At 58.2% G+C, this 10,742-nt stretch carries 11 protein-coding genes and 1 tRNA gene; 10 read left to right on the top strand and 2 right to left on the bottom strand.

Annotation, left to right across the window (positions count from 1 at the left end; translation table 11 throughout):
• The first annotated feature begins 60 nt into the window (after nt 1-60).
• The 3 genes from BM216_RS23105 (at nt 61) to BM216_RS23095 (ending at nt 3,077) form a co-directional block, all read left to right on the top strand.
• Nucleotides 61-1,338, top strand: coding sequence for a Yip1 family protein (locus tag BM216_RS23105; protein WP_093001578.1), 1,278 nt, complete (start codon nt 61-63; stop codon nt 1,336-1,338).
• A 309-nt stretch (nt 1,339-1,647) separates the two neighbouring features.
• Entirely contained in the window at nt 1,648-2,121 is a 474-nt protein-coding gene (locus BM216_RS23100) for a VRR-NUC domain-containing protein (protein WP_244530278.1), read from the top strand.
• 38 nt (nt 2,122-2,159) lie between these two features.
• Nucleotides 2,160-3,077 carry a hypothetical protein gene (locus tag BM216_RS23095; RefSeq protein ID WP_093001576.1) on the top strand — a complete coding sequence of 306 codons (918 nt, stop codon included), beginning with the start codon at nt 2,160-2,162 and terminating at the stop codon, nt 3,075-3,077.
• Between the two features lie 656 nt (nt 3,078-3,733).
• On the opposite strand, the gene BM216_RS34120 is transcribed toward BM216_RS23095, so the two are convergent.
• A complete protein-coding gene (locus tag BM216_RS34120; RefSeq protein WP_177230882.1) occupies nt 3,734-3,895 on the bottom strand; it encodes a hypothetical protein in 162 nt (53 codons plus the stop codon).
• A 99-nt stretch (nt 3,896-3,994) separates the two neighbouring features.
• Between BM216_RS34120 and BM216_RS23090 the strand changes: the two genes are divergently transcribed.
• A tRNA-Met gene (locus tag BM216_RS23090) sits at nt 3,995-4,071 on the top strand.
• A 589-nt stretch (nt 4,072-4,660) separates the two neighbouring features.
• Here BM216_RS23090 and BM216_RS23085 read toward each other — a convergent pair.
• On the bottom strand, nt 4,661-4,867 hold the full coding sequence (locus BM216_RS23085) for a DUF982 domain-containing protein (RefSeq protein ID WP_177230881.1): 207 nt from the start codon (nt 4,865-4,867) through the stop codon (nt 4,661-4,663).
• 89 nt (nt 4,868-4,956) lie between these two features.
• On the opposite strand from BM216_RS23085, the gene BM216_RS23080 reads away from it, so the two are divergent.
• The 6 genes from BM216_RS23080 to BM216_RS23055 are packed head-to-tail and all read left to right on the top strand — an operon-like array spanning nt 4,957 to nt 10,737.
• Complete coding sequence (locus BM216_RS23080) at nt 4,957-5,421, top strand: terminase small subunit (protein WP_093001574.1); 465 nt, start codon at nt 4,957-4,959, stop codon at nt 5,419-5,421.
• A gap of 51 nt (nt 5,422-5,472) precedes the next feature.
• Nucleotides 5,473-7,053 carry a terminase large subunit gene (locus tag BM216_RS23075; RefSeq protein WP_093001573.1) on the top strand — a complete coding sequence of 527 codons (1,581 nt, stop codon included), beginning with the start codon at nt 5,473-5,475 and terminating at the stop codon, nt 7,051-7,053.
• Nucleotides 7,050-7,229, top strand: a complete 180-nt coding sequence (locus BM216_RS23070) for a hypothetical protein (RefSeq protein ID WP_093001572.1) — start codon at nt 7,050-7,052, stop codon at nt 7,227-7,229. The genes BM216_RS23075 and BM216_RS23070 overlap by 4 nt, the downstream gene beginning before the upstream one ends.
• On the top strand, nt 7,229-8,458 hold the full coding sequence (locus BM216_RS23065; RefSeq protein ID WP_093001571.1) for a phage portal protein: 1,230 nt from the start codon (nt 7,229-7,231) through the stop codon (nt 8,456-8,458). The genes BM216_RS23070 and BM216_RS23065 overlap by 1 nt, the downstream gene beginning before the upstream one ends.
• Nucleotides 8,459-8,466: 8 nt before the next feature.
• Nucleotides 8,467-9,330, top strand: a complete 864-nt coding sequence (locus tag BM216_RS23060) for a head maturation protease, ClpP-related (RefSeq protein ID WP_093001570.1) — start codon at nt 8,467-8,469, stop codon at nt 9,328-9,330.
• 9 nt (nt 9,331-9,339) lie between these two features.
• Nucleotides 9,340-10,737 (top strand): phage major capsid protein, encoded by a 1,398-nt coding sequence (locus BM216_RS23055; RefSeq protein ID WP_093001569.1) that lies wholly within the window; start codon nt 9,340-9,342, stop codon nt 10,735-10,737.
• Nucleotides 10,738-10,742 lie beyond the last annotated feature (5 nt).

Genomic DNA, 10,742 nt, shown 5'->3' with positions numbered 1-10,742 from the left:
AACTATGCGCGGCGGCTTTTTCGTGTGATTTGTCTTGCTAGGTTATTGCTGGAGAGAACGATGCCATCGACGCAGACAATGGTGCCAAAGGTTAATGATAGAGCTCTGGTCCAGTTTTTTCGCGATGCTTGCGCGATAATCAAAGCACCTAATATCCAGTTGACGACAATAAACGGCGCGGGATCTGTAACCGTAGCAGTCGATGATGTGGAGCCTGATAATTTTCCCAGCGACGGTATTACGACGGTGATCAACGCGCGGGCGATGAGAGACCACTTTTCCATTACTGTCGACCGAGGGTCGGGCGCTAATGCTGACGGTCTCTTGTATGACAGCCTCACAATATCAAACCATGCACCTGAAAATGGTCGTCCAGATTTGGCGCTTCCAGATGATATCTTCACATCCTTGCGCATAAGGATCGGCGAAACATTCGGGCGCGACGACGAGGGTGTTGCTTCGCTTTTCAAGAATCCGAAGTTGTTCCGAGATGTGCTGGCGTCCCACCACCGTCAAAATGCTCAATTGCAGCAAATGGCGCTTGATATCGGTAAGGAAGCGAGCAGGGCGAGAATAGAGTTAGAGGTCGATTTCGCTCGTAGACGAGAAGCTTTAGAGGCCGAAGCGACCAAAGCAAGAGAACGGGCCGACGCTAAAATTCGCGAGCGAGAATTCGAACTTTTAGCTGAGCGAGATCGTATATCCGCATTACAGAAAGAACTAGACGACAGAAGTAACACCCATGCTCGTCGTGAACTGCACCGGGACCTTAAAGCCAAAATTGCACAACGAGGAGATAGTCTTAAGGTCACGCCGGAAACTAAAGCAAACCGGCGGCCGATTCATGTAATTGTCGTATGCGTGCTGATGGCTCTTTTCGCACTGATCGTATTCTTAACCATCGAATTTTCGCAGGTGCCTACTGGTGCTTCCACCTTGCAGGTAGCGGTTGCAGGGATCAAGCCTGCGACTGCTACACTAGCGATGCTGGGCATTGTCGCGTGGTACTTGAGGTGGATGAATCGTTGGTTTGAGCGGTACGCGGACGCAGAGTTTCAGTTAAAGCAGTTTGACCTCGACATCGACCGGGCTAGTTGGGTCGTGGAGGCGGCGCTGGAATGGAAGCTTTCTCAGGATAGGCCGATGCCGGAACACCTGCTTGAAACAATATCCCGAAATCTTTTTTCAAAAAGCGAAAAAGACGATGGTGCCGATATGCATCCCGCCGACTACTTGGCCTCTGCCATCCTCGGACGCGCGTCCGCTCTCAATCTCAAGCTGCCAGGCGGAGAGGTCTCGCTTACGGGAAAGGACATCAGAGGTTTGCAGAAAGACTGATGGGCACAACCTCCACAATCGCCCAATACAACCCCTGATACTGCACGGATGCACTTTCAAAAACCGTGCATTATCCGTGCATATCCGGGCGGAGACACCTGCACAACGCTGCCCGGTTAGTGCACGGTCATAAGGGTATATATTTATATATACCCATTACCGTGCAACCGTGCAGGGCGGTGTGCTGCGCGCACGGTTCTCAAGAAAATTATTCGGGCACCGTGCACCGTGCAAACGGGCGGCTGGAATACAACCTGACCAAACCCGCCCGCTGTCGCATAATCCTTCATCGGCGAAATGGAGGAACCGTTGCCCAAACCCACCCAGCAGACTGTCCGCATCAAAGGCGTCCGTACCATCATCCGCACGTCGGCCAGCGGCAAGGTCACGACCAAAGCAGCCTTACCGAAGGAATGGGAGTTGCAGGCGGCTCAGGTTCGGTCGCTTCGATCCATGCCTGAGTACGGCAAGCAGTTCCTGCTAGCTGGAGATCAGAACGCGGCCAAGCGTGGTCCGCGTGCCCAGCAAGAGGCAATTTCCGCTGGAATGACGCCAGGCGAACCGGACGTCCGCATCTATCTTGCCAACGGTCAGATCCGGATGATCGAGAACAAGGTTGGCAAAGGCCGGCTCAGCCCGCAGCAAAAGGAACGTCACGCTGCGCTCGCCAAGATCGGGCACCACGTCGAGGTTGTTTCAGCCATTACCCCCAACGATGCAGCGAGGCAGGCTGTTGATCTGGTCCTCGCTTGGATCGCCGCGAACTGGACCAAAGCCGCCTAGCGTCGCAAGAGGCATCACCACCACACAGAGGAGACCACATGGCCAGACACGGATCACTTGCCGAGCAGCTCGACGCGCTCCTGACCTTCGCTACCGCGCCGGACCATGAGCCGGAGCCGATCCAGACCAACTGGACCATCACACCGGCCAACGACAACAACCCGGAAGACGTTGCCGACCTCAAGACCGAACGGCTCTGGGATATTTCGCCCTCGGTCGAGGAGATGATGAAGCAGGTCAAAGCTGGCCCGGTAAATCGCAACGATGCAGGTCAGACCGTTTGCATCGGTCGCTTGCGCTTCTCCGACGGCACACAGACCGAGCAGGCCATGAAGGTCACGATCGACGGCAAGGTCGTCACGTTCCAGGATCGGATGCCGACCGGCGCCATGCTCGGCACGGTCGACAAGGAACGGGCGCAACGCGGCGGCGACGAGAACTCGCAGGAGCTGACGGACAGCAATGACTATTTCGCCGAGATGCTCAAGACCCGGAAGGGTCGGTACGTTACGGCGTCCCGGAAGCGCCAGCCACGCCAGCAGATCAGCCGCGAGGAAGCGAAGCGGATCCTGGCAGACGCCTACGCCAAGGCCGGTAATGTCAGCAAGCTGATCACGCGCTATCCGGATGGGCTGCCCTGCGGATCGCAGAAGGTGGCCGATAGCTTCCTCGGCATGCGAAAGACGACATGCGCCGGCGGTGGATCGATGGCCTGGCAGGATGTGGTGTCGGAGACTGAGCAGCGCAGGTCATGGCACGAGGCCGTCGGATACATGGCCGACGATCACTTCGACGTTCTGACGCAGGCGAGCAAGGCGCGGAACCTGAAAGAGATCGGGCAAGCCCGAGGCTTCAAAGGTCAGTATGCGATCGAGGCGGGAAGGCGTCTTCTCATAGCTGCCAACGATAATTTCGCAGAAGCACTCGAATTGGCGCGGTACGCCAAATCGGCCTGACTTTCTGCGAAGTTGCCACCTGTATAGGTGAAGGGGTTGCCGATAGGTGCCCCACACCTCTCCGGACGCACCGATGTTGCGACGGACGCTCGGCCACGACGTGAGCCGGGCGTAACTATACAACCCAATCACATGCGCACTGTGGTGACGAACTCAGATGAGTATGAGAATGGGTAAGCTGTATAGATCGGCATCAGCGCCGTTGAGTAGATCAGCATGGCGAACGTTGCGATTGCGACAGCGATATAGACGAGATGCATGACGGGACCGCTTGTGATGGAAAAACGGCATATCAACACGCTAGTTGATATTCGGTTCCCGTGAAGCGCGATAATTAGTCATATTATTTTGGGCAGCCTGCCGTGTCGAGCCGCATAGCGGACCACGGCGGCATTCATGAGCACCCTAGTCCTCTGTGCTTTCAATCGTGCCGGGTTTCGTACCGTCACCATGGCGAGCATATGCCTAACGTCACGAATTAACGTGAGGGCGCTGCTGACGAGCAGTGGCTGGGTGCATCTATTCGCAGCGTCTAGGGCCTGGCCCGCAACATGGCCTTCGCCGTACGCTGCATCCCCATTACCTGGCGCGCCTCCTCTCGCGACAGGTAGTCCTGCGGCGGTCTCCCCATCGGGTCGAGATCGCCGCTTTTGTTTTTAAGCCGCGATACGGCGAGCGGCTTTGTCGATGGCCTTACGGTCTGAGCCATACTCGTCGATGATTTTGACTGCATCTTCGACAGGTATCCTGAACTTCTTGGCTAGTACCTTCGGTTCATAGGCAGGCGCTGGCGCCGAGGCGCCTTCTCGTTCTGTCATGGATTGTCTCCTTGAGATGAAGCGGCCAGACAATGGCCACGCACCGTGGCGGCCGCTCGTGATCAACATATGGGTATTTGGAGCGGTCATTCCAAGTAATGCGGGGTAGAGCAGCATGGTAGCTCGCTTGGCTCATAACCAAGAGGTCGCTGGTTCAAGTCCAGCCCCCGCAACCAAGTCCACCTGGCACCACCTCTACCAGACAGCAGCATGGAAGCGGCTACGCCAGCATCAGCTTGCGGTTCAGCCGCTTTGCGAGTTCTGTCTGATCACCGAGGACATCACGGCTGCCGAGGTCGTCGACCATCGCAAGGCGCACAAAGGCGACCTTGAACTATTCCATGACCCACTGAACCTGCAGTCGCTTTGCGCTCACCACCACAACAGCGCCAAGCAGGTGATGGAGCGCGGCAAGAAGGTCGCGGTCATAGGGGTCGACGGGTATCCGATCGAACTTGGATAGCTAACTAGTGCGCCATCCACGCGAGTGATCCGATGAGCAGGGCTAGCGCAACGTTAAGGCCAACGTAGTGCGCAAGTTCTCGGGTGTTTCGATGTCGTCTGTGCATTAGTAACTCCTCCTATAAGCCAAACCAGCAGAACGCCAAGGCGTTCCAGGCCGATGAGGCGGGGAGGGGGCGGTCGAAAGTCTGGCCCGACGGCGACGCGTACCGGCGGTGTCCAACAACGCAAACCCAAACACAGTTTTTTGCCTCCCGCGTGCGCAAGCGCGCGAGTGGTAGGTTTTTGGTACTAGAAGGCGCCTTAGTGCGCTGCCTTTAGAAAGGCCAGACGCGCTTCATCATGTGACAGCCGACCATCAGCCGCGGCTGAGCATTTTGCCAGCGCATCAGCCCAACGAGAGCTGAGCTTTGCGTGCCGCATAAAGTTGCTGGCCTGAGCTGCCGTAGCAATCGTGATGATAAGACCACCGTCATTCAGGCGAACCGGGTGTGACCACTCTTTGGACATTGGTTTCTCCATCAATCGTTACAGCATGAAACAATCCGTGAGCAATGTGTTCGTTCTGGGGCGGTCCATCACGTAGGAGGATACACGACATGGCGAAGAGGAAGGCGCGCATCGACAGCGCGGCTGAAGCCGTGCGCGTCATGGCCAAGGCCACAATCGAGATCCTGCCGCCGAGCAACGTCCCGCTCGATGAGGGCGATGAGCCGTTCTTCCGAAACGTGGTTGCCGAGTTCGCTCGGTCGGAATGGTCCGACCATCAGCTTGAGCTTGCCGCCATGCTCGCTAGGACGATGGCCGACCTCGTGCGGGAGCAAGCTCTCCTTCGCGATGAGGGCGGCGTCTCCTACAGCGAGAAAGGCACGCCCGTCGCCAATCCGCGCAAAACAATCGTGCAGATGCACGCGGCCAGCATCCTTTCCTTTCGTCGATCTCTGGCCCTGCACGCTAGGGCTCAACAGGGCGAGGCAAGAGACGCAGCAAAGAGGCGCGAAGCGGCCAAGGGAATCGAGGGCAACAACCCCTTAGAGGATGACCTGCTGGCTAGGCCTGGATGACGGCCTCGCGCGCGATCGCGCATTGCGCGCACGCGAGGGTGAAGTACACATATGGCAAAGAAGCCGATGACACGCGGCGAGCGCGTCATTGCGTTCGTGGAGCGCTACTGCCTCGTCCCCGAAGGGACATTACTCGGCAAGCCGGTAAAGCTGCTGGACTTCCAGAAGAAGTTCATCCTCGCCGTCTACGACAATCCGGTCGGCACATCTCGCGCTTATCTGTCGATTGCCCGTAAGAACGGCAAGACAGGTCTAATTGCCTGTCTTCTATTGGCCCACATCGTTGGGCCTGAGGCGTACCAGAACGGCCGAATTGTCTCTGGCGCTCGCTCCCGCAAACAGGCTGCCGAAGTATTCAATTACAGTGCAAAAATGATCATGATGTCGCCTGAGCTCTCAAAGCTCGCGCGCATCGTTCCATCTGCGAAGATGATTGTCGGCCTCGCCAAGAACGTCGAGTACCAGGCCAGTTCGGCTGAGGCGAAGAGCGCGCATGGCGGTTCGCCCATTCTCGCCATTCTTGACGAGGTCGGCCAGATCAAAGGCCCGACAGATGATTTCGTTGAGGCGATCGAGACGTCGCAGGGAGCCTACGAGGGCCGGGCGATGCTGTTCGCCATCTCGACGCAGGCCGCCACTGACAACGACCTTTTCTCGCGCTGGATCGACGACGCCGAGACGTCAAAGGATCCACGCATCGTTTCGCATATCTACACCGCGCCGGTTGAGTGTGAGCTCAACGACCGGGCAGGGTGGGCCGCAGCCAATCCAGCGCTTGGCGTTTTCCGTTCGGTCAAGGACGTCGAAGACTTCTCGCAGCTGGCCATGCGCATGCCGACGAAGGAGGCCAGCTTTCGCTGGCTATTCCTCAATCAGCGTATCGATGCCTCAGCCCCACTGTTCCCGCCAACCGTCTGGCGCGCTTGCGAGAGCGCAGTCGACGACTTCAAAGGACTGCCCGTTTTCGGCGGCCTCGATCTGTCCGAAGTATCTGACTTGACGTCCCTAGTGCTTATGGCGCCGAAGGAAACGGACGCGGGCACGGTCTGGCACGTCAAGCCGACATTTTGGTTGCCTGGCGAGGCGCTGCGCGAAAAGGCCAAAGCCGACCGCGTTCCGTACGACATCTGGAATAAGCCAGACGAAGACGGTCAGCGGTTCCTTGAGACGACGCCAGGGCCGACCGTCGACTACGAGTTTGTCGCGTCTCATCTTTTTGAGCTTCAACAGCAGCTCGACATCCGCAAGATAGCGTTCGACCGCTGGAACTGGCGCCACCTCAAACCTTGGTTGCTCAAGGTCGGTTTCACCGAGGAGCAGCTTGAGGGTGATGAAGCCATCTTCGAGCAGTTTGGCCAGGGCTTCGCTTCCATGTCTCCTGCCATACGGGAGCTCGAGAGCATGGTGCTCAACAAAAAGCTCGCGCATGGCGGTCATCCCGTACTCACCATGTGCGTGATGAATGCAACGGTGAAGCAGGATCCGAGCGGCAACCGCAAGCTCGACAAGCAGAAGTCCAGAGGACGTATCGACGGTGCTGTGGCGCTGACGATGGCGACGGCGATGGCCGGCACCTACGAAGGTGGATCTGGACCGTCGGTCTATGAAACACGAGGATTCGTCGAACTATGACATTCCCAAGCGCGGCAACTCTTGCCGTCCTTGCGCGAGATGCCGTCGGCGTTTCCGCAGTAGCATCCATCGCTATTGGCTCATGGATGATCTATCCGCCTGCCGGCTTCATCGTCGGTGGGCTTTTAATCCTGGCGGGAGTTCTGCTCGACGCCCGCAACAATGGCGGTGATTGATGGCTGGAATTTTCGGCGCGCTTATGCGCCCCCGAGCTGAGATCACCAGCTTGCCCATGGATGAATGGGCAAAGCTGCAGAGCGGTGGGAACCTCGCTGCGACAGGAGTTTACGTCTCGCCCGAGACTGCCCTACGCTACACGACGGTGTTGATCTGCGTGCGCGTACTTGCCGAGAGTGTCGCCAGCCTTCCTTGCATCCTCTACAAGAGGCGCAAGGATGGCGGAAAAGACCGAGCCACCGAGCATCCACTCTACAAGGTGCTGCACGATCAGGCTAACGGGTGGAATTCCGCGTTCGAATATGCCGAAGGCACGATGGTCAACCTATCGCTGCGTGGCAACGGCTACAGCTACGTCGAGCGTAATCGGCTCGGGCAAGCGATCGGGCTTATTCCACTTAACCCAGACGGCGTGACGATCACGCAGGCTATGGACTGGTCACCGAAGTACGAGGCGACCATGCCTGACAACACGAAGGCCAAGCTCACTTCGAAAGACATGCACCACATACGTGGTCCATTGCCGAAGGGCTATGTTGGGCGATCAATGATCTCGCTCGCGCGGGAGGCAATCGGCCTTGGTATGGCCGCCGAATCATTTGGTTCCAACATGTACCGGAACGGCGTCAAGCCAACCGGCGTGTTGAAGCACCCAAAGGTCATCGGGCCGATAGCCACGGAAAATCTGCGCCAGCAGTTCTCCGAGCGTTACGCTGGTTTGGAGAACAGCGGCAAGCCGATCATCCTCGAGGAGGGGATGGAATGGATTTCGATGAACATCGCACCCAAGGATGCCGAGTTCATCGATGGTCGCAAGTTCCAACGATCTGAGATCGCCGGCATTTTCCGCGTCCCTGCTCACCTGGTCAACGATCTCGAGAAGGCGACCTTCTCAAACATCGAATTCCAGACCCTGGACTTCATCATTCATAGCCTTCGGCCTTGGCTGGTGCGATGGGAGCAGGCAATCAACCGAGACCTGCTGACCGAGAGGGACAGAGCAGAGGGTTACTTCTGCGAGTTCCTCATTGACGCGATGCTGCGAGGCGACACAAAAGCGCGGTACGAGGCCTACTCATCCGCCATCCAGAACAAATGGATGAGTGCGAACGAGGCCCGCATCAAGGAGAACATGAACCCCCGTGAGGGCGGTGATGTGTTCGAGAACCCCGCTATTCAGGTCGACAAGCCAGCTCCGTCGCCCGCCAACGACAATGCGGCGAAATAGGATCCCTCATGGATAAAATTGACGTCGGCGCGCCCCGAGCGGGAGAGCGCCGTGACCGATTCTTTGCGCGCGCTGTAGGCACCAAATTTGAAGCCAAGGCGGAGAGCTCCGGAACGGTTATCCACCTCTACGATGAAATCGGCTATTGGGGCGTCAACGCCCGGTCATTCCGGTCTCAGCTTTCCCAAGTCAGCGGCGACATTACGCTGCGGATCAACTCGCCAGGCGGCGACGTGTTTGACGGCATCTCGATCTACAACGACCTCCTTGCTTACGACGGCAAGGTAAAGGTCGAGGTGGTCGGCTTGGCGGCATCCATCGCTTCCATCATCGCCATGGCCGGTGACGAGATCGTCATCGCAGACAACGCAATGTTCATGATCCACAACGCTTGGACCATTGGCGTCGGCAACAGGCACGACCTGTCTGATGTTGCCACTGTTCTCGGTAAGATCGATGACGCATTGGCCCGAACCTACGCGGCTCGCACCACGACAGGGATCCGCGCCATCAAGCAGATGATGGATGACGAGACTTGGCTGACTGCACGAGAAGCCAAAGACGCCGGTTTTGCCACGTCCATCGGATTGACGGCGGAGCCGCAGGCGAAGTTTGACCTTTCCGTTTTCGGCCATGTGCCGAAAGCCCTGCTATGGGAAGACGACGACACGTCCGACACCCAGCCCACAAAACGAGACATGGAACGAGCACTCACGCAGGACGCTGGGTGGTCTCGCTCAAAGGCTCGCGCAGCAATGCGCGAAGTCGACACAAGCGACATTCAGGCCACGCGGGATGCTGGCGACGTGAAGCTTTCAGGTTTGGCAGAGGCCCTCGCAAAGGCCCGCGCCGCATTCCACACCCAATCATAGGAGGCACTCGTGCCCGTTTCTCAGGAAAATATCGACGCCATTTCGGCGGAAGTTACCCGCTTCGGCAATGACTTCCGTGCTGCCAACGACAACACCCGCCGCGAACTTAACGAGCTCCGCGCGACGCTCGACAAGTACGGCAAGGATGGCGACCCGATCGCCGTTAACAAGATCGACACCCTCGTTGCTGCCGTTGAGACCAAGCATGCCGCTCTGGAGGCATCGCTGAAGGCTGCCACGGACAGCATCGTTGCTGTTTCCGCCGACGTCGACAAGATCGACGCGGTCCTAAAGCGCCCGGGTAACGGCGGCTGGGCAGGCGATGAAGGCGCGGCTGACGCAAAGGCCGCATTCGAATTCGCAAAGGCGCAGCTGGCCAACGCCGGCAAGCTCGGCATCAACACCGAGATCGTCGCCGACGAAGAGGCCTATGCGGCTTACTCGGCGGCATTTGCGCCGTACATGCGCGCTCGCTCCGACGCGGCTATGCCTGGCCCGGTACAGGCAGCAATGCAGACCGGCTCCGATCCGGACGGCGGCTACCTTGTCCCGAAGACGGTCTCCAGCCGCATCATCCAGCGCATCTTCGAGACTTCGAATCTACGCGCTCTCGCAACGGTCGAGACGATCGGCGGCAAGGAACTTGAAATCCCGCGCGACGAAGGCGAATTTGGCTTCGGCGGCTGGGTAGGCGAGACCCAGGCACCGTCGGAAACGTCGACGTCGCAGCTCGGCGTATCCAAGATCTTCGCTCATGAGATGTTCGCTGAGCCGCGCGTGACGCAGAACATGTTGGAAGACGCTGGCCTCGATATTGAGGCGTGGGTCGGCAACAAGGTAGGCGAACGCATGGGCCGCATCGAGGCCAGCGCATTCTTCACCGGTGACGGTGTCAACAAACCGCGCGGTCTCTTGAGCTACGGCAACTGGGCAACGTCCGGCGCCGACGGTCACCTCGAAAACGGCAAGATCGAGCAGATTGTCTCCGGTGGTGCGACTGCCATCACCGCTGACGCCTTCTACAACCTCGTCTTCGCGCTGAAGGACTACTACACCCAGAACGCCAACTTCCTGATGAAGCGGACCACCGTCCGCGACGCCATGAAGCTCAAGGATGGCCAGGGCAACTACCTCTGGCAGATGGGTGACATCAAGGGCGGCCAGCCGGCGACGATCCTGGGTTTCGCAGTCAATCGCTGTGAAGACATGCCGGCAATCGCAGCTGGTTCGCTTCCGGTGGCTTTCGGTGACTTCAAGGCAGCATACACCATCGTCGACCGTCTCGGCCTGACGCTGCTGCGCGACAACCTGACCGCCAAGCCGTACGTCAAGTTCTACAACCGCCGCCGCGTCGGTGGCGACGTCGTGAACTTCGAAGCCGTCAAGCTCATGGTCACCTCGGCCTAATCACA

The sequence above is a fragment of the Rhizobium sp. NFR07 genome (assembly GCF_900111905.1).
Classification (GTDB): Bacteria; Pseudomonadota; Alphaproteobacteria; order Rhizobiales; family Rhizobiaceae; genus Neorhizobium.
The sequence above is the reverse complement of the archived record's forward strand: the minus strand, read 5'-3'. Positions and strand labels throughout refer to the sequence as shown.

Coding starts and splice junctions, on each gene's coding strand:
- BM216_RS23105 (WP_093001578.1), top strand. CDS start 61: ATGCCATCGACGCAGACAATGGTGCCAAAGGTTAATGATAGAGCTCTG.
- BM216_RS23095 (WP_093001576.1), top strand. CDS start 2,160: ATGGCCAGACACGGATCACTTGCCGAGCAGCTCGACGCGCTCCTGACC.
- BM216_RS34120 (WP_177230882.1), bottom strand. CDS start 3,895: ATGACAGAACGAGAAGGCGCCTCGGCGCCAGCGCCTGCCTATGAACCG.
- BM216_RS23085 (WP_177230881.1), bottom strand. CDS start 4,867: ATGTCCAAAGAGTGGTCACACCCGGTTCGCCTGAATGACGGTGGTCTT.
- BM216_RS23080 (WP_093001574.1), top strand. CDS start 4,957: ATGGCGAAGAGGAAGGCGCGCATCGACAGCGCGGCTGAAGCCGTGCGC.
- BM216_RS23075 (WP_093001573.1), top strand. CDS start 5,473: ATGGCAAAGAAGCCGATGACACGCGGCGAGCGCGTCATTGCGTTCGTG.
- BM216_RS23070 (WP_093001572.1), top strand. CDS start 7,050: ATGACATTCCCAAGCGCGGCAACTCTTGCCGTCCTTGCGCGAGATGCC.
- BM216_RS23065 (WP_093001571.1), top strand. CDS start 7,229: ATGGCTGGAATTTTCGGCGCGCTTATGCGCCCCCGAGCTGAGATCACC.
- BM216_RS23060 (WP_093001570.1), top strand. CDS start 8,467: ATGGATAAAATTGACGTCGGCGCGCCCCGAGCGGGAGAGCGCCGTGAC.